General features: G+C 63.4%; 16 protein-coding genes. 6 read left to right on the forward strand and 10 right to left on the reverse strand.

What is annotated here, in order from left to right:
- Positions 1-161: 161 nt before the first annotated feature.
- From G3N59_RS23590 to G3N59_RS23605, 4 genes are all read right to left on the reverse strand, one after another.
- Positions 162-1,262, reverse strand: a complete 1,101-nt coding sequence (locus tag G3N59_RS23590; RefSeq protein ID WP_205985211.1) for a porin — start codon at positions 1,260-1,262, stop codon at positions 162-164.
- 171 nt (positions 1,263-1,433) lie between these two features.
- Positions 1,434-3,959, reverse strand: coding sequence for a glucose/quinate/shikimate family membrane-bound PQQ-dependent dehydrogenase (locus tag G3N59_RS23595; RefSeq protein WP_205985212.1), 2,526 nt, complete (start codon positions 3,957-3,959; stop codon positions 1,434-1,436).
- Between the two features lie 160 nt (positions 3,960-4,119).
- Positions 4,120-5,223, reverse strand: coding sequence for a porin (locus tag G3N59_RS23600; RefSeq protein WP_321816924.1), 1,104 nt, complete (start codon positions 5,221-5,223; stop codon positions 4,120-4,122).
- A 625-nt stretch (positions 5,224-5,848) separates the two neighbouring features.
- Positions 5,849-6,781 (reverse strand): LysR family transcriptional regulator, encoded by a 933-nt coding sequence (locus G3N59_RS23605; RefSeq protein WP_205985213.1) that lies wholly within the window; start codon positions 6,779-6,781, stop codon positions 5,849-5,851.
- A gap of 123 nt (positions 6,782-6,904) precedes the next feature.
- Here G3N59_RS23605 and G3N59_RS23610 point away from each other — a divergent pair, with 123 nt between their 5' ends.
- The 4 genes from G3N59_RS23610 to G3N59_RS23625 all read left to right on the forward strand — a co-directional run bounded on the left by G3N59_RS23610 (position 6,905) and on the right by G3N59_RS23625 (position 11,245).
- Positions 6,905-8,134 (forward strand): M20 aminoacylase family protein, encoded by a 1,230-nt coding sequence (locus G3N59_RS23610; protein ID WP_205985214.1) that lies wholly within the window; start codon positions 6,905-6,907, stop codon positions 8,132-8,134.
- 77 nt (positions 8,135-8,211) lie between these two features.
- Entirely contained in the window at positions 8,212-9,408 is a 1,197-nt protein-coding gene (locus G3N59_RS23615) for a porin (RefSeq protein ID WP_205985215.1), read from the forward strand.
- A gap of 45 nt (positions 9,409-9,453) precedes the next feature.
- Positions 9,454-9,840 carry a BON domain-containing protein gene (locus G3N59_RS23620; protein WP_205985216.1) on the forward strand — a complete coding sequence of 129 codons (387 nt, stop codon included), beginning with the start codon at positions 9,454-9,456 and terminating at the stop codon, positions 9,838-9,840.
- A gap of 100 nt (positions 9,841-9,940) precedes the next feature.
- Positions 9,941-11,245, forward strand: coding sequence for an MFS transporter (locus G3N59_RS23625; protein WP_205985217.1), 1,305 nt, complete (start codon positions 9,941-9,943; stop codon positions 11,243-11,245).
- 19 nt (positions 11,246-11,264) lie between these two features.
- Here G3N59_RS23625 and G3N59_RS23630 read toward each other — a convergent pair whose 3' ends face one another.
- Positions 11,265-11,594: a helix-turn-helix transcriptional regulator gene (locus tag G3N59_RS23630; protein ID WP_241023883.1), complete on the reverse strand. Its 330-nt coding sequence runs from the start codon at positions 11,592-11,594 to the stop codon at positions 11,265-11,267.
- Between the two features lie 173 nt (positions 11,595-11,767).
- Here G3N59_RS23630 and G3N59_RS23635 point away from each other — a divergent pair, with 173 nt between their 5' ends.
- Entirely contained in the window at positions 11,768-11,986 is a 219-nt protein-coding gene (locus tag G3N59_RS23635; protein WP_205985218.1) for a DUF2945 domain-containing protein, read from the forward strand.
- Positions 11,987-12,056: 70 nt separating this feature from the next.
- Here the strand turns inward: G3N59_RS23635 and G3N59_RS23640 are convergent, their stop codons facing one another.
- The 3 genes from G3N59_RS23640 to G3N59_RS23650 are packed head-to-tail and all read right to left on the reverse strand — an operon-like array spanning position 12,057 to position 14,583.
- Complete coding sequence (locus G3N59_RS23640; RefSeq protein ID WP_205985297.1) at positions 12,057-12,749, reverse strand: trimeric intracellular cation channel family protein; 693 nt, start codon at positions 12,747-12,749, stop codon at positions 12,057-12,059.
- Positions 12,750-12,781: 32 nt separating this feature from the next.
- Positions 12,782-14,071, reverse strand: coding sequence for a M20 family metallopeptidase (locus G3N59_RS23645; RefSeq protein WP_205985219.1), 1,290 nt, complete (start codon positions 14,069-14,071; stop codon positions 12,782-12,784).
- 59 nt (positions 14,072-14,130) lie between these two features.
- A complete protein-coding gene (locus tag G3N59_RS23650) occupies positions 14,131-14,583 on the reverse strand; it encodes a MarR family transcriptional regulator (RefSeq protein ID WP_205985220.1) in 453 nt (150 codons plus the stop codon).
- Positions 14,584-14,797: 214 nt separating this feature from the next.
- On the opposite strand from G3N59_RS23650, the gene G3N59_RS23655 reads away from it, so the two are divergent.
- Entirely contained in the window at positions 14,798-15,736 is a 939-nt protein-coding gene (locus G3N59_RS23655) for a LysR family transcriptional regulator (RefSeq protein WP_205985221.1), read from the forward strand.
- 21 nt (positions 15,737-15,757) lie between these two features.
- Here G3N59_RS23655 and benD read toward each other — a convergent pair whose 3' ends face one another.
- Positions 15,758-16,534 (reverse strand): benzoate diol dehydrogenase BenD, encoded by a 777-nt coding sequence (gene benD, locus G3N59_RS23660; protein WP_205985222.1) that lies wholly within the window; start codon positions 16,532-16,534, stop codon positions 15,758-15,760.
- Complete coding sequence (gene benC, locus G3N59_RS23665; RefSeq protein ID WP_205985223.1) at positions 16,531-17,553, reverse strand: benzoate 1,2-dioxygenase electron transfer component BenC; 1,023 nt, start codon at positions 17,551-17,553, stop codon at positions 16,531-16,533. Before benC ends, benD begins: the two co-directional genes overlap by 4 nt.
- Positions 17,554-17,577: the final 24 nt, after the last annotated feature.

Raw genomic sequence — 17,577 nt, forward strand, 5'->3', positions numbered from 1 at the left:
TCGGGTGGCGTTGCTGGGCGTCACGCGGTTTCCCCTTCGCCGTCGTGGCGGCATGCCCGCAGCGGCTGATCGTGCAAATCAGTGTAGCAAAGCGCGTCCGGCGCTTCGCTTAAGGCATTCCCTGCATCCGCACCTGCACCTGCGTCTGAAAAACGCGCGGATCAGAACCGGTCGATCATGCCGAACTGCACGCCGCGCACGCTCGCGCCCGGCCACGACGGCGTGAGGCCCGTCACGTTGACGCCCTTGAGCGTGAATTCGCCTTCGCCGCGATTGCGCAGCCAACCCGCGCTCGCATACAGCAGCACGCGTTTGCTGAGGTCGTATTCGCAGGCGGCGCTGAATTGATCCGCGTTGTTATCGCCGCCCGAGCGGTCGCGCAGATACGTATAGCCCAGCGATGCACGAAAACGCGCATTCACCGCATAACGCGCCGACACCGATACGCCATCGTTGTGATAACGCGGCGTGCCGCCATCGCCGTTGAAAAACGACAGAAAGCCGGTGACCGGACCATACACATACGACACGCCGCCGAGATTCGCGCGCAAGGCGCCATCGCCATGCGTCTGCTGATGCGCGTACGAAATACGGAACGGCCCGTTGTGATACGCGAAGGTTTCGATATTGCCGGCGAGACCGTTGCCGTCGCCATCGCTCGCGTCGCGCAGCGAGGTCATCAGCGTGGTCGAAAAGCCGTGGAATTCGGGCGAAAGATACGTAATCGCATTGCTTTCATAGGGCGTGATTTTCGACAGATTGTCGAGGCCCGAAGCGATCGTGCCCGCGCCGAATGCATCCAGCCCGCCCTTGAACGGAATATAGATGGGCGAATACTGGCGGCCCATGCGCAGCGTGCCATAAGGCGTACCCAGACCGATCCACGCCTGCCGATTGAAAATCGTGTTGCTCACGGCCATCGTGCCGTTGCCCGAACTGAAGCCATTCTCCAGGTCGAAGAGAATCTTGAGGCCATTGCCGATATCCTCGGCGCCGCGCAGACCCATGCGCGAACCGCGATACGCGCCCGAGTCCATCCGCGCGACATAGCCCGAACCGGGATTGGTGATTTCGATACTCGTGTCGAGCGCGCCATAGAGCGTGACCGAGCTTTGCGCATGGGCGCCGATGGCATGGGCCGCCAGCGCGGTCAGCGCCACGCGCGAGGCCGCGCGGCCAGGTGCGCGCGAAGCGGCGCGGGCCTGACGGATGCGGGCGCCGAGCCGGCGCGAGACGCCGCGTGCGGTGGAAAGTTGGCTCATGTCGAAAACAGGAAAGCGGCCGTCCAGCATCGAACGCTGCAGGCCGCGAAAAAAACCGTCCGGCTACAAGATAGCCGGGCAAAAAAAAGCGGCATGTCACGCATGCCGCTTCCGGTGTCCCGATCCGCGCGGGAGGTCGAACCGCCCTCGCCGCGCAGATCTTTGCGCGCCTTAGTTCGGCAGCGCGTAAGCGATCACGTAGTCGCCCAGCTTGGTGCCGAACGAACCGTGGCCACCCGCTGCGATCACGACGTACTGCTTGCCGTTGACCGAGTAGCTCATCGGCGTGGCCTGGCCGCCTGCCGGCAGGCGGGCTTCCCAGAGCTGCTTGCCGTTGTTCACGTCGAACGCGCGGATATAGTTGTCCGCCGTTGCGCCGATGAACGCCACGCCGCCAGCCGTCACCATCGGGCCGCCGAGCATCGGCATACCCATCTTGAACGGCAGCGGGATCGGCGAGCTGTCACGCACCGTACCGATACGCTTCTTCCAGACGATTTCGTTGGTCTTCAGGTCGACCGCCGAGATGTAGCCCCACGCCGGCTGCTTGCACGGCAGGCCGAACGGCGAGAGGAACGGGTTCAGCGTCACACCGAACGGCACGCCGTACTGCGGCTGGATGCCCGATTCCGTACCGCTGCCCTTGGCGCCGGCTTCCGGTTCCTGCGGATTGCCAGGACCACGCGGGATCAGACGCGAAACGAACGGCAGTGCGATCGGGTTGGCGATGGCGATCTGACGATCGGTGTCGAGCGCAATACCGCCCCACTCGAACATGCCCAGGTTGCCCGGGAACACCAGCGTGCCTTGCAGCGACGGCGGCGTGAAAGTGCCTTCATAACGCAGCTTGTGGAACATCACGCGGCAGACCAGCTGGTCGTACATCGTCGCGCCCCACATGTCCTTGTCGGTCAGCAGGTTCTTCGGACGGAACGTCAGTTCCGAGAACGGCTGCGTCGGCGAGGTGCGGTCGCCCGGCGCCGCGCCTTGCGGAACCGGCAGTTCCGGTGCGGGCACGACGGTTTCGCCGGTGCGGCGGTCGAGCACGAACAGGTTGCCGGTCTTCGCCGGTGCGTACACGACCGGCACGGTCTTGCCGTCCTTGGTCGTGATGTCGGCGAGCGTCGGCTGCGACGGCATATCCATGTCCCAGAGGTCATGGTGAGCGGTCTGGTAGAACCAGGCCAGCTTGCCCGTCGAGGCGTGCAGTGCGAGCAGGCCGCTAGCAAAGCGCTCCATCTCCGGCGTACGGTCGCCGCCCCAGATGTCCGGGGTGCGCACGCCCATCGGCAGATAGACGATGTCGAGCTTCGAGTCGTAGGCAGCAGGCGCCCACGAGTTCGGCGAGTTCCACGTGTAGTGCTCGCCCGGGCCCGGGATGTGGTTCGGGTCCTTCGCACCCGGATCGAATGCCCACAGGAGCTGGCCCGTGCGCACGTCGAAACCGCGGATCACGCCCGACGGTTCGCGGTTCGAGAAGTTGTCTTCCACCGCGCCCGCGACGACGATCACCTTGTCGGTGATGATCGGCGGCGACGTCGGCTCGTACATGCCCGCCGTCGTGACCGGCATGGCGTGCTGCAGATCGAGATCGCCGTTGTTGGCGAAGCCCGCGCAGCGCTCGCCCGTCAGCGCGTCGAGCGCGTACAGGTGGCCGTCGTTGACCGGCAGATAGATACGGCGCGAGCAGGCGCCCGTCACCGGAGCGGCAGCGGCGGTCGCCGCGTCGCTGGCCGGTGCAGCAGCCGTTGCGGCGCTTGCGGCCGCATCGCTGGCAGCCGCTTGCGGTGCCGAAGCGGCAGCGTCCGAAGCCGCCGCCGTAGCAGCCGTTGCCGCATCGCTAGCCGCAGCCGCAGCAGCGGGAGCCGCCGTCGACAGATCGACGTACGACACACCGCGGCAGGTCACGTGCTGGAACGACGGATCGGCCTTGAGTTTCGGATCGAAGGTCCACTTGAGCGTGCCGCTCTGCGCGTCGAGCGCGAAGAGTTTCTGGTGCGGCGAGCACAGGTAGAGCAGATTGCCGATCTTGATCGGCGTGACTTCGTTGGTGATTTCGACCGGATCGTTCGGGCCTTTCAGGTCGCCCGTGCGGAACGTCCAGGCCACCTGCAGGTTCTTCACGTTGTCCGGCGTGATCTGCTGCAGCGGCGCGTAGCGCGTGCCTTCCTGGGTACGGCCGTATGCGGGCCAGTCCGAGGCATCGACGCCATTCGGGTTAGCCGCGAGCGAACCCGTCGACGCATTGAGCGTGCCGTTGACCGATTGCGGATCGTTGAAGCAGGCGTACACGAGCACGCCGGCCCAGATCACGAGCGCGCCAACCAGCGTCTGCACGCCCAGCTTGCGCGGCGCTTCGAGGCGCCAGCTCACGAGCAGCAGCAGCCACACGCCGAACACGACCAGCACGCCCGAGCGCGGTGCGAGCGCCCAGAAGTCGGGACCCGACTCCCACAGCGACCAGATCGCGGTTCCCACGAGCACGAGCGCGTAGAGCACGAGCGCGGTGGGACGACGGCGATACAGCAGCCACGTCACGGCCAGCAGCAGCACGCCGGTCACGACGTAATACGCCGAACCGCCGAGCGACAGCAGGTACGCACCGCCTATCAGCAGATAGAGCGAGGTGAGCGCGATAAATAGTAAGGTGATGACGCCGATGAACCCCGGCGATGTTGATTCTCTGGATCTTGACATGATGATCTCAACCTTCTTTTGAGGACGCCGCCAACATCGCCTGTCACACGATGCCTGCGGCGAGGCGCGCCAGCGCGAACGCCGGCGAGTCGTCCAGCCACTCCGCTACGCCCGGAATGGCCGGCTGTGCGGAAAACGCTCCGCGAAAAGCCTGATGCTTTTAGAAGACGTGCATCATCCCGACGTAAGCGCCGGTCTGCGACTCGCCCACATTCGGGCTGGTCGGCGAGCTCGAGTCACGCGACGTCGCGAACACCGAGAAGTTGCCGTTCTTGCTGTTGTCTACGTAAGCGACCGTGCCGTACAGGAAGGTGCGCTTGCTGATGTTATAGGTCGTGCCGAGCGCGTAGAGCATGGCGTGGCTGCCCGGATCATGCGATGCGTCGCCGCTGCCTTCGCCCACGTGGATGTAGAAGCCCGCCGCGGTGACGGCCCACTTCGGCGTCGCCTGGTAGGTCGCGCCCATCCAGTAGTGATCGGCGCTGTCGGCCACGCCAACCGGCGAATCCGGTGCCGCGTAGTGCGTGTAGGCCGCCTGGAACTTCCACTTGTCCATGCGCAGGTTGCCACCCACGAAGTATTCGCGCGACGAGCTGAAGATGTTCGAGAAACGGCCGTTGGAGTCGCGCAGTTCGTCGTAGATGCCGCGCACGTCGAACAGTTGCGAGTGGTACGTCAGCATGACGCCGTCCGAGCGGCCAAAGTCGCCATCGGCGCCATTGTTGAAGCCGCTCGTCTGGTTGCCGAAAGCGTACTGGCCTTGCACGTCGAAACCGTGCCACACGGGGCTGTGGTATTCGACGTTATTGCTGGTCTGCTGCCAGTTGCGGCCGCGCACGAGCGAAGCCGACGACACCGCCTGCTGCACGAACGGGTCGAATTCCCAGACGCCGTCGCTGTCGATGAAGAGATTGCGGCCGGCCTGGATTTGCCCCCACGTATCATTCTTCAAACCGACATACGCGCGACGCGAGAACAGCTTGCCGCCGCCCGACGTGCCGTTCATGATCTGCAGCGCGGTTTCGAGGTCGAACAGCGCGGTGGTGCCGCCGCCCAGATCCTCGGTGCCCTTCATGCCGAGCATGCTGGTGCCCCAGTCGCCGCCTTCCGCGCTCCAGCGGCTCGACGTGCCGCCGTTGCCATTGGCAATGTGATTCAGATATTCGATACCGCCGTCGACGCGGCCGTACAGTGTCACGCTCGATTGCGCCGAGGCAGCCGTGCTGGCTGCGAGCAGGACGATGGCGCCCAGTTGATTTTTCACGTCAGCTCCCAGGTGGATTTCTTTCTTTCGTTGTCCGTGCCAGCCGGGCCGCCTGGGACCCCTTGCCGGGTCCCGTCGCGCGCAAGAGCGCTGCGCAGTCCGTCGATGGCCAGTTGCGGGTGTCCTGTCGGGCCATCCCGAAAATAGCCGAGCCGAAAGCAAATTCACGGGGCGATGATCCCGCTCCGCTGGGGATGCTCCGCGCTATGCCCGGCGGCAACGCATTTTTCGATACTTCGATGCGGACCGGCCGAGCACATGACGCCTGAAAAATATAGCGCGTCATCTGGAATGGTGCTTTTTGACTGGTCGCAGCGGGGGCGGACTATAGCAGTCCGGAGCGAAATCTGCATCCAACTTTGCGCAATCCGGCAAAACCCGCACGGGGTAAAGCCGAATTACATTAGTGGCACTAGATAAGGTGACTCGATCGTGCTATTAGGCGCGATTTCCAGCCCTCCCTCAGCGGCCGGAACCGGCGGCGAGCACGTTCCGTACCTTATTTATATTTCACTGTGCTGAGGGACGTGGCGCGCGTTCCGGCATCAATCCGGTGCATCGATCAAGTTGTACCGGCAACGATAAGGCGGGACACGAGTCGGACAGGCAACTTCCTTCGCGGCGATCAAATGCCCATCAAGACCGTACCGCCCAAACCGTTGCGGGCGCGCTCGGCGGCTACCGCCAGGATGCAATCGACGAAATATTCGGCCGGCCGGGTGATCTGCGCTTCGGGCGGCGAGAACAGATAGAGCTGCAAGGAAGGCGGCCGCACCGGCAGTTTCAATTCGACGAACGCGCGACCCAGTTCCGCCGCCTCCAGGGTGTGGCGCGTCCAGGCGAACACGGCGTCGTTGTTGAGCGCCAGCCCGTAAAGCAGACCATACGAGGTGCAGCGCGTGATGCGCTGCGGCGGCTCCAGCCCTGCCTGCGTAAACATCGCGCGGATATTGGCGGGATAACTGTCGGTGACGTCGGTGTGAATCCACTCGGCGTCCTGCAGTTGCGCGAGCGATGTCGCGCTGGCGAACGCGCCATTGGCGCGCGTGACGAACACCGAATCGAAGGCGAACAGCGGCCGGATCGTGACCGCGTCGTCGCCGGGACTGGTGGGAAAGGCCGCGAACGCCAGATCGAGCGTGCGGTTACTGAGGTTTTCGCGCAACTGGTTAAAGCCCAGTTCGCGAAACTCGACGGTCACCTGCGGCCAGTGCCGGCGGAAATTGCTGAAGGCTTCAGCCAGCCCCGCCGTGCCCGCGATCGGCGTCACGCCAATCACCAGTTTGCCGGTGCGCTGGCCTTTGAGATGCGCGAGGTCTTCTTCCGCGCGTTCGAGTTCGCGCACCACCGTGCGGGCGCGCTGCAGCAGCGCGGCGCCCTCGGCGGTCGGCACGACGCCCCAGGGATTACGCTCAAGCAGGCGCACGCCGCATTCGTCCTCGAGATCGCGCACCGCCTTGGTGATGGCCGGCTGGGTCACGTGCAGCCGCCGCGCCGCGCCGTTGATGCTGCCGGTCGCGGCGATTTCGACCAGCGCGCGCAGTTGATGGATTTTCATGATGCGGGAGATATTACCAGCGGTTATCGACATACGGATTTTTGCTTTTTTATTTTGACCGATCGTCCTTAGTCTGTTTCTCCAGAAGCCGTCGCCCGCACGGCCAGTCAAGAGAAACCAGACATGACGCAAGCCAACGCCATTCCGCACAGCCCTTCCCCCGCAACGGACGCCCCGCGCGCCGATCTCATCGAACGCCTGCGCGAGCAGCGCGCGCCTTTTGTGCAGATTCGCCACGACATCCACGCCCACCCCGAACTGGGTTTCGCCGAGACGCGCACTGCCACGCTGGTCGCCGAAAAGCTCGCCGAATGGGGCTATGAAGTGACGACGGGCGTGGGCGGCACGGGCGTGGTCGGGCGTATCAAGCGCGGGACGTCGGCGCTCGCCATCGGCCTGCGTGCCGACATGGACGCGCTGCCGATCCAGGAAAGCACCGGCCTGCCCTACGCCAGCACGGTCGCGCAGACCATGCACGCCTGCGGCCACGACGGCCACACGGCGACGCTGCTGGCCGCCGCGCATCACCTCGCCACCGAAGCCGATTTCGACGGCACGCTCAACGTGATCTTCCAGCCCGCCGAAGAAGGTCTGGGCGGCGCCTCGCGCATGATCGCCGAAGGCCTGTTCGAGCGCTTTCCCTGCGATCAGGTGTTCGCGCTGCACAACGCCCCGGGCCTGCCGGTCGGTCATTTCGCGGTGCGCCACGGCTGCATGCTGGCGTCGTCGGATACGGTGACGATCACCGTGACCGGACGCGGCGCGCACGGCGCGATGCCGCAACTGGGCTGCGACCCGGTCGTTGCGTCCGCAAGCATCGTGATGGCGCTGCAAAGCATCGTCGCGCGCAACGTGGAGCCGACGCGCGCCGCCGTGGTGACGGTCGGTGCGATCAACGCGGGCAAAGCCGGCAACGTGATTCCCGAAAGCTCCACGCTGCAGCTTTCCGTGCGTGCGCTCGACAGCGAAACGCGCAATCTGCTGGAGGCGCGTATTCGCAGCATCGCCGAACTTCAGGCGCAGTCGTACGGCGCGAGCGCCACGGTCGATTACAAGGCGATTTCGCGCCCGCTCGTCAACGAACAGAAGGCGACCGATCTGGCCATCGACGTCATGCACTCGCTGGTCGGCAAAAGCGGACTGACGATGATGCCCGACGCCGTGATGGGCAGCGAAGACTTCTCGTGGATGACCGAGAAGCTGCCCGGCTGCTACGTGCTGCTCGGCAACGGCGTGGGCAGCGTGGGCGGCTGCTCCGTCCACAACCCCGGCTACGACTTCAACGACGATGCGCTGCCTTATGGCGCGGCGTGGTTCGTCGCACTCGTGGAGCGCTATCTCCGCCAGGGCTGATCCACACGCTGCGCGCCCACTTCTCGCCTCGCGCGCCGCGCTCCCCGCAGTTTCTGACCAACCTAAAGAGTCTATAAATGTCAGCAAGCAGCATCACGCCTCACACTATTGCGCGAGCCGCGCGTCTGGTTGCGTGCGCAACCGTCATGGGCGGCGCTTCGATCGGCGCGCAGGCGCAGACGTCGAATCTGTTCCTCGAAGACTATTTTCAGGGCGTGCCTTACGCGACGACCGGCGCGTATTCGCCGGGCGTGCGTCTGTATGGCGCGATCGACCAGTCGATCGGCTTCACGAAGGGCGCGCAGACGGCGTTTGTGCAGCAAAGCGGCGGGGAATGGACGTCGAAGATCGGTCTGTACGGCGTGGAAGATCTGGGCGGCGGCTATCGCGTGCGCTTCGACCTGGAAAACGGCTTCAATGCGGCCAATGGTCAATTGGGCACGTCGAATACGATGTTTAATCGCGAGGCGTGGGTGAGCATCGGTTCGCAGAAAACCGGCGAACTGAAGTTCGGCTTGCAGGACGATGTGGGCGTGCCGCTCTTTATCGACGTGTTCGGCCAGGTGGGCACGGTATCGACGGTCGCGTATCTGACCGCGTGGACCTACGACCTCGGCCCGGGCGCGAGCTTCGAAGCGAGCCGTCTGTCGAATGCGATCAGCTATTCGTCGCCGTGGTTCGGGCCGCTCAATGCGCAGGTGGCGCTGGCGCTGCACGACAACAGTTCCAGTGCGCCGACCATCGTCACACGCGCCGCCGCGCTGAATTACTTCGACGGCCATCTGTTCGGCACGCTCAGTTATATCGGCAATTACGGGCTCAATGCGCTGACAACCTCGCAGTATGTGCGCACCGATAACTTCGCCGCCGGTCTGCTTTATGACGCCGGACATTACGTGCTTTCGGCGGGCTACAGCTTTCTCGCGCCGCGCCTGGATGGCGACCGCGTGGCCTCGCTCTACACGCTGGGCGGGCTCTATCGCTATCAGCAGCGCAACGATTTTCGCGTGGAACTCGCGTATCGCGACGTGGCGGGCGCGGGCAGCCATTCGTATGGCGTGACGCTCGGCTATGACTACAACCTCTCGAAACGCACGGCTCTTTATGTGCGCGGCGCGCTGATTCACAACACGGGCACGACGCCCACGTATGGCCGTTATCCGACCCAGCAACCGACCGTCGACAGCATCAGCAACAGCTATACGGGCGCGAACGGCACCGAGATGTACCAGTCGCCGCATCTCGTGCTCGTGGGCATGTACCACAAGTTCTGACCAGTTCTGAACAACAGACCGAGGAGAAACAGGATGAGGATCACCGTGAATTCGCCCAAAACGTTGCGCTTTCTGGTTGCCGCGTTTTGCGTGGCTGGCGGCGCGGCCGCTCATGCGCAAGGCGGCAGCGACGCCAGCGCCGTGCCGGGCGCGCAACACGCCACGCCCGCCGTGGCGCCATCGTCCGGCGCGGATCGCGCGCTGGCCGCCAACGTGCGCCACGCGCTCAAGGCGGCGCGCAAACAAGGCCTGAAATCGAGCTTTATTCGCGTGCGCGCGCATGACGGCGTGGTCACGCTTGCGGGCGTAGTCGCCAGCGCGCAGCAGATCGAGCTGGCCACGTCGGTCGCGCAAGGCGTGAACGGCGTGCGCTCGGTCAACGCGGCCAAACTCGTGATTCGCGACGATGAAGGCATCAAGGGCAGTCAGTAAGTCTGCATTGCGCCGTGTTGTGTCGCGCACGCAAGGCGGTACACGCCGCCTTGCACACGCGTGGGCGCATCAAAAGCTCTATGGAAACCGGGGTATCCGCATGAACGTCGTACACGAACGCGCAGCAGCACAGGGCGCACCGCTCGCACGCACGAGCCGCACGATGGTGCTGGCCGCCGCGCTCGGCAACGGTCTGGAGTTCTTCGACTTCACCGTTTATAGCTTCTTTTCGGCGCTGATCGGCCAGTTGTTCTTTCCGGCGCACGATGCGCTTGCGTCGCTGATGATGTCGCTGGCGACCTTCGGCGTGGGCTTCGTGGTGCGTCCGCTGGGCGGCGTGCTGATCGGCGCTTATGCGGATCGTGCGGGACGCAAGCCCGCGTTGATTCTCACGGTGTTGCTGATGGCGCTGGGCACCGGCTTGATCGGGCTTGCGCCTACGTATGCGCAGATCGGCATGATTGCGCCCGCGTTGATCGTGCTCGGGCGTCTGCTGCAAGGGTTTTCGGCGGGCGGCGAAGTGGGCGCGGCCACTACGCTGCTGATGGAAGCGGGCCGCGAAGGCAAGCGTGGCGCGCTGGTGAGCTGGCAGATGGCGAGCCAGGGCGGCGCGGCGCTGGCGGGCGCGCTGATCGCGTTGCTGCTGTCGAAATCGCTTTCGCACGAGCAACTGGTTTCGTGGGGCTGGCGCGTGCCGTTTCTGATCGGCCTGGCCATCGGCCCGGTGGGATTCTTCCTGCGTGCGCGGCTGGACGATACCTTGCCTGCGCATTTACCGGCTCAGGCCGCGCATCACGCCGGGCCTGTGCAACGCAGGTTGCCGTTGCGCCTGATCGTGGCGGGCACGATGCTGGTGATCGGCGGCACGGGCACGATGTACACGATTGTGTTCTTTCTGCCGGCGTTTCTCGCGCTTACGCTGCATATGCCCACTGCGGCTGCATCGGCAAGCGGTTGTGCTGCAGGGCTCGTCCTGCTGATTGGTTCGCCGTTCGCGGGCAAGCTGGCGGACCGTTTGCCGCGTCGCAAGCCGTTGCTGGCGATGGCTTCCGTGGTGTCGCTTGCCCTGCTCTTTCCTGCGTTCGCAGCGATTGCCGCGTGGCCGACAGTGGGCACGGTGCTGATCGTGGCGATCGTGTTGATCGGCTTGATGACGCTGACAAGCCCCGCGGGTTTCCTGATGATTCTCGAAGCGCTGCGCCCCGAAGTGCGCGCGACGTCGCTCGGCATTATCTATGCCGTTGGCGTGACGTTGTTTGGCGGCTTTGCGCAGCTTGCGGTCGGCGCGTTGTGGCGCGCGACCGGGAGTTTCTATGCGCCTGCCTGGTATGTGCTGGGGTGCGGGGTGGTGAGTTTGATTGGACTTGCGCTGTTTCAGGAAAAGGCGAACGACGCCCGCGAGTGATGACGCGTTACCGCGCCGCTCAACGCACCGTTCGCGCGCGGCTCGATGCCGAAACGGGACTGAGTTGCCTCACAGTCCCGGCTTCCTGATTGCGGAACAGTTCCAGCAGGTGCGCGACCGACACGCCCAGTACTGAGGCAATATCCCCCAAGGTCACGAGCGATGGATAAGCGCATCCGCGCTCGACCTTCGATAGAAATCCACTGGAAATACCGGCCGCGCGCGCCGTTTCACCCAGAGTGCGACCCAACCGGTTCCGCAGGGCGCGGATTTCCCGACCTACTTCAAGCATTGACATAATTACCGTGCCCTCGAATGCATTTGTGCATGGGCGGGCAATGTAGGGCATGAAACTTATGTCGCGCTTAAGCGCCTGGTTTTTACGCGGTCTGGAATAGAAGAATGTTGCGTCAGCAACCGATCAGCCTGAGAGCAACACAGACAAAAAAAGGGGCGCCAATCAAAGCCTCAGGAACACGAAATGCGCGAATAAGCGGGTTTCAACCACCGGAGCGCATGACCATGTCTCATCGACTCAAAACAGGCGACCGCGTTACATGGAACACCCCGCAAGGGATGACGACAGGCACCGTAGTTCGCCGGATTATCCGCGATACGGAACTGGACGGTCATGCTGTCGCCGCATCGAAGGAAGACCCGCATTACGAGGTAGAAAGTGAAAAAAGCGGTGACCACGCCGTCCATCGCGGCGAGGCATTGGAAAAGGTGCACAAGCACTGACTTTCGCATGCAACTGGCGCGCCTGATCAGGCGCGCTGCTGCCGCTGCGCGAGTCACGCTCAACCGCCCTTCACCGCGCGTCGTGACGCGCATCCTGCTGGCTGGCCCGCGCAGCCTCTTCCATCGCGCGTGCGTTCTTTTTACTCTCGCGCGTATGAAATACTGGCAAACGCCAGCCGAAATACAGCGAAGCCAGCCGCAGCGTCACGCACCCCACCGTCGCCACCCACGGCGTCCAGAACGTCGACCAGTCCATGTAGGTCAGCCCAACCTGCAGCGCCGCGCCCAGCAGCGCCGCCGACGCATAAATCTCGCGCTCCAGAATAGCCGGCACGCGCGACAGCAGAATATCGCGCAGCACGCCACCGCCCACCGCGCTCACCATGCCGAGCACGATGGCGGTTTCCGCGCTATCGGTCCAGATCCACGCCTTCTGCGCGCCCGCCACGGCGAATAGCCCGAGGCCGATCGCATCGAAGAAAAGCACCGGATGACGCAGCCGCCGTACCTGCGGATAAGCGAAGATCGTCATCACCGCCGCCACCACGGTCACGGCCATATACGCCCAGTTCGACAGCCCCGCCGGCGGAATCGCGCCGATAGAAACATCGCGCAGAATGCCGCCGCCGCACGCCACCATAAACGTGACGACGAGGATGCCGAACAGGTCCAGCCGACGCTGCCGCGCCGCCACTGCGCCCGAAATCGCAAACGCAAACGTGCCGATCAGATCGAGCGCCGTGTACGCCGTATGGGCGTTCATATGCGCGCTGACGTGCGCGCCCAAAGCCATGCTCACGCTGCCTCGCTGATGGGTTCGTCGAGCGCCGCGCCGAGGCTCAGCCATGCGCCCGCGGCGCAGAGCATCGCTTCGAGACCGGTGCGCAACGTCGGGTCGATAACCGGCGCGAACAGCGGCGAATGATTGCTCGGCAATTGATTGATTTTCTTTTCCGCGCGCGCTTTTTCAAACACGGCACGTTCCGTCCCGCCAATAAACCAGAACGCGTACGGCACGCCCCATTCGCGGCCGAACACGCTGAAATCTTCGCTGGCTGCGGCCGGCTGCGTTTCATAGGCCTGGTCGCCGAAGCGCGCTTCGAATGCGGCACGCAGACGTTCCGTGGTGGCGTCGTCGTTGACGGTCAGCGGATAGCTGGAAAGCGTGGTGAATTCCGGTTCGCGCGGCGCGTTGGAGGCCGTGCATTCCGCGCAGCAGATGCGGCGGATCGCACCGAGCATGTATTCGCGCACGTCTTCGTCGTAGGTTCGCACGTTGAGCTTGAGCGTGGCATCGTCGGGAATGATGTTTTCCTTGGTGCCCGCCTGCAGGCTGCCGATCGTCAGCACGGCGCTGTCGCGCGGCGAAATCTCGCGCGAGACGATGGTCTGCAGACGCAGCGTCGTGGAAGCCGCCATGATGACCGGATCGATCGAGGTCTGCGGTTGCGAGCCGTGCGAACCGCGCCCGAACAGCTTGACCTTGAGGCTGTCGCCGGCCGAAAGAATCGTGCCGCTGCGATAGCCCACCGTGCCCGCCGCGCCCACCATCACGTGCTGGCCGAGAATCACGTCCGGCTTCGGAAAGCGCGTGATCATGCCGTCGTCGACCATGCTGCGCGCGCCGCGCCCCACTTCCTCGCCGGGCTGGAATACGGCCATCAGCGTGCCGCCCCACGCGCCGCGATGTTCGGCCATCAGACGCGCGGCGCCCAGCAGCCAGGTCACGTGCATATCGTGGCCGCAGCTATGCGCGACGCCCACCTGCACGCCGTCCTCGTCCTTCGCGACAACCTTGCTCGCATACGGCAGGCCGGTGGCTTCGGCCATCGGCAGCGCGTCCATGTCGGCGCGCAGCATCACGACCGGACCTTCGCCATTGCGCAGGATCGCCACCACGCCGGTCACGCCCACTTCTCGCGTGACTTCGTAGCCGAGCTTTTCCATATAGTCGGCGACGATTTTCGCGGTGCGGAATTCCTGCATCGAAAGTTCGGGATGCTCGTGCAGATCCTTATAGATCGTTTCGAGTTCGGGCAGCAGCGCGCCGACAAAAGGCGCAAGTGTTTCGATCAGATTAGCCATCGATAACTCCTGGAAAATGGGGGAACGCGCGAAGGCGCGATTCAGGTCGTGCGTTCAGGTCAGGCAGCGCCATCGAGCAAGCTGTCCGAAAGCTTTTCGAGCAGGCGGTCGAGCGTCTTGCGTTCGTTCGCGCTCAACGCGGCGGCCAGTTCGACTTCCAGCGCTTCGCCAACTCGCGCCGATGCCCGGGCGATCTCGACGCCTTCCGGCGTGCCGCTCAAGGCGATACTGCGACGGTCATCGGCATGGGTATCGCGGGCGATCAGGCCGCGCGATTCCAGTTCGGCGAGCGTTTTCGACAGTAACGTTTTTTCGATCAGCGCGCGCTGAGAAACGGCTTTGGGCGTAATGCCCGCTTCCGCGCAGACGAGCCGCAACACGCGCAGCGCGCGCACGTCCAGGCTCCAGCGCTCGCGGTAAATCGCGTTGGCGCGCTCGCTGAGCAGCGCGCTCGCGAGATCGAGCCTGAAGGTGAGAAAACCGGGACGTCCTGGATGAGAACCTGAAGCCAAGCGCAAACTCCTGACGGTGATGCCGGGCGGCAGTCATGCACAACGCGTGCTGAACCCGGCGACGCATCGGAGTATAGACAACTAGTTGAAAATTTCAACTATTATTGGGATGGATGGCGGTGTTGTCGGCACGGCGCGCAACATGCCTGCCAAGTATAATGAGATGCCGTTTTGGCACCCTTTCTCCACAGATCGATATCCCAGAGGTTGGAACATGGAGTTGCGCCATCTTCGCTATTTTGTAGCGGTCGCCGAAGAACGCAGCTTCACGCGCGCCGCGCAGCGCCTGCATATTGCGCAGCCGCCTTTGAGCCGGCAGATCCAGCAACTCGAAGAGATTCTGGGCGTGCAGCTTTTCGAGCGCAATTCGCGCCCGCTCAAGCTCACCGATACCGGGCGTTTTTTCTATCAGCACGCTTCGCAACTGCTTGCGCAAACCGCCGAGCTTGAATCGATGACGCGCCGCGTCGGCAAGATCGAGCGCAATCTTTCGGTGGGTTTTGTGGGCTCGACGCTTTACGGCATGCTGCCCAAGATCATCCGCCGCTATCGCCAGCAGCATGCCGAAGTCGAATTGAGCCTCAATGAAATGTCCACGATGGACCAGATCAAGGCGCTCAAGGAAGGCCGTATCGATGTGGGTTTCGGACGTATCCGGCTGGACGATCCGAGTGTGCGCCGCGTCGTGCTGCGCGAGGAACGCATGATCGTGGCGCTGCCGCAAGGCCACGTGCTGGGCGATAGCAAAACCGTGCTGTCGCTGCACGATCTGCTCAATGAAACGCTGATTATTTTCCCGAAGTCGCCGCGCCCGAGTTACGCGGACCAGGTGCTGGCCGCCTTTCACGACCGCGCGCTCAAACCCGCCCGCGTGCTGGAAACGCGTGAATTGCAGGTTGCGCTGGGGCTCGTCGCCGCGGGCGAAGGCATTTCGATCGTGCCGAAAAGCGTCTACGGCCTTAAACGCGACGATGTGGTCTACAAGGATCTGGACGACGCCAACCTGGTTTCGCCGATCATCATGAGCATGCGCATGCTCGACGAATCCGAGGATCTTCAGCGCATGCTGCAACTGATTTACGACCTCTACGACGAGCAAGGCATGGAATATCTCACGCCGACCGATCGGGAACCGCGTGCAAATAAAGGTTGATTGGGCGATTCAACCGACGATTCAACCCGTATCGCCGCCTGCGACCGGCAAGACCGATCCGGTGATATAGCTCGCTTCATCGGAGGCGAGGAACAGGATCGGCGCAACCTGTTCGTCGATACTGCCATAGCGCTTGAAAAAGGTTGATTCGGTAACCTGATTAACTGCCTCGTTCATCCACGCCTTTTCCTGATCGGTATCGCCCGCGGCATTGCGCGGCACGCGGCGCGGCGGTGCGCTGGTGCCGCCCGGCGCGGTCGCCACCACGCGGATATTCTGGTCCGCGTATTCCATCGCCAGCGCCTGCGTAATGGCGTTCACGCCGCCTTTTGCCGCCGAATACGGCACGCGTCGAATGCCGCGCGTGGCATTCGACGAGATATTGACGATCGTACCGCCGCCGCGCTTGAGCAAATACGGCAACACGGCATGGCAGGTATAGAGAGTCGGCATGAGCGAGCGGCGAATTTCTGCATCGATCTGCGCGGGCTCGAATTCCGCGAACGGACGCATGCGGATCGCGCCGCCCACGCCGTTGATCAGAATATCGATGCCGCCGAACTTTTCCGCCGCGAAAGCCATCGTATCGCGCGCGCCTTCGTAGGTTTCGAGATCCGCGACAAAACCCGCCGTGTGATCACCGCCGGCTTCCGCCGCGACTTCAGCAACGAAATCCGCGCGATCGACGAACACCACCTTGCCGCCCTCCGCGGCGGCGCGCAGCGCCACGCCGCGCCCGATGCCCTGGGCCGCGCCCGTCACGACCACGACCTTGCCTGAGAAACGTTGCATGTTCATGCCGCCTTCGGAAGGACGTTGGGAGTGAACTTCTCGTAGTGGAAGCTATTGGGCTTCACGCCGTTATCGTCGAAGTGCTTGCGCACTGCGTCGACCATCGGCGGCGGGCCGCACAGATAGACATCCACGTTGCCGTCATTGAGTGCATCGGCGGGAATATGCTGCGTGACCCAGCCTTTACGCGGATGATTCGATGCTTCGTCCGCTACGACGGTACTGAAACTGAAATTCGCCAGTTTCGACGTATAGACTTCGATCGCTTCGACCTGCACGAGATCGAGATCGCGCGTCACGCCGTAAATCAGATGAATCTTCTGCTGCGAATTCGCACGCGCGAGTACTTCGAGCATCGAAAGGAACGGTGCGAGGCCCGTGCCGCCCGCGAGGAACAACAGCGGACGCTGCACATCGCGCAGATAGAAGCTGCCGAGCGGCCCGATCAGTTCGAGCTTGTCGCCGGCTTTGGCGGCTTCGAGCCACGTGCTCATCACGCCGCCGGGAATCTTCTTGATCAGGAAGCTGAGCTTCGAATCGCCCGGTGCCGAAGAAAACGAATACGAGCGATGCTGACCGCTGCCCGGCACGTTGATATTCACATACTGGCCAGGCAGAAACACCGGCGCATTCGCATCGACATCCAGTTCGAGCACGACGGCTGCATCGTTATGCAATTCGATCTTCGTCACGGTTGCGGCGCATTGGCTCTGCCCCGTCTTGCACACCGCCGACGATGCCGGCACTGCAATCACGCAATCGCTTTGCGGCACCATCTGGCACGTGAGCACGAGGCCGCCTTCTTTTTCGTCGTCGCTCAGCGCATCTTCGATATAGTCGTCGCCAAGGTCATAGCTGCCGCTTTCGGCCTTGCATTTGCAGGTTCCGCACACGCCGTCGGAGCAATCCATCGGCAGATTGATGCGGGCGCGAAATGCCGCGTCGAGAACTTTCTCGCCGGCCTTGCAGTCGATGAAGCGCGTCACGCCGTCTTCGAAATTCAGCGCAATATTGAAACTGGACATGGGGACCTCCTCCAACTACCTGAT

Origin of the sequence: Paraburkholderia sp. Ac-20340, from assembly GCF_017104965.1 — a bacterium.
In the GTDB taxonomy this organism is placed as follows: domain Bacteria; phylum Pseudomonadota; class Gammaproteobacteria; order Burkholderiales; family Burkholderiaceae; genus Paraburkholderia.

What these genes read in the sequence shown, in the direction of transcription:
- G3N59_RS23625 (WP_205985217.1), top strand. Translation starts at nt 9,941, where the DNA reads ATGAACGTCGTACACGAACGCGCAGCAGCACAGGGCGCACCGCTCGCA.
- G3N59_RS23590 (WP_205985211.1), bottom strand. Translation starts at nt 1,262, where the DNA reads ATGAGCCAACTTTCCACCGCACGCGGCGTCTCGCGCCGGCTCGGCGCC.
- G3N59_RS23595 (WP_205985212.1), bottom strand. Translation starts at nt 3,959, where the DNA reads ATGTCAAGATCCAGAGAATCAACATCGCCGGGGTTCATCGGCGTCATC.
- G3N59_RS23610 (WP_205985214.1), top strand. Translation starts at nt 6,905, where the DNA reads ATGACGCAAGCCAACGCCATTCCGCACAGCCCTTCCCCCGCAACGGAC.
- G3N59_RS23645 (WP_205985219.1), bottom strand. Translation starts at nt 14,071, where the DNA reads ATGGCTAATCTGATCGAAACACTTGCGCCTTTTGTCGGCGCGCTGCTG.
- G3N59_RS23630 (WP_241023883.1), bottom strand. Translation starts at nt 11,594, where the DNA reads ATGCCCTACATTGCCCGCCCATGCACAAATGCATTCGAGGGCACGGTA.
- G3N59_RS23655 (WP_205985221.1), top strand. Translation starts at nt 14,798, where the DNA reads ATGGAGTTGCGCCATCTTCGCTATTTTGTAGCGGTCGCCGAAGAACGC.
- G3N59_RS23635 (WP_205985218.1), top strand. Translation starts at nt 11,768, where the DNA reads ATGTCTCATCGACTCAAAACAGGCGACCGCGTTACATGGAACACCCCG.
- benD (WP_205985222.1), bottom strand. Translation starts at nt 16,534, where the DNA reads ATGAACATGCAACGTTTCTCAGGCAAGGTCGTGGTCGTGACGGGCGCG.
- G3N59_RS23615 (WP_205985215.1), top strand. Translation starts at nt 8,212, where the DNA reads ATGTCAGCAAGCAGCATCACGCCTCACACTATTGCGCGAGCCGCGCGT.
- G3N59_RS23605 (WP_205985213.1), bottom strand. Translation starts at nt 6,781, where the DNA reads ATGAAAATCCATCAACTGCGCGCGCTGGTCGAAATCGCCGCGACCGGC.
- G3N59_RS23640 (WP_205985297.1), bottom strand. Translation starts at nt 12,749, where the DNA reads ATGAACGCCCATACGGCGTACACGGCGCTCGATCTGATCGGCACGTTT.
- benC (WP_205985223.1), bottom strand. Translation starts at nt 17,553, where the DNA reads ATGTCCAGTTTCAATATTGCGCTGAATTTCGAAGACGGCGTGACGCGC.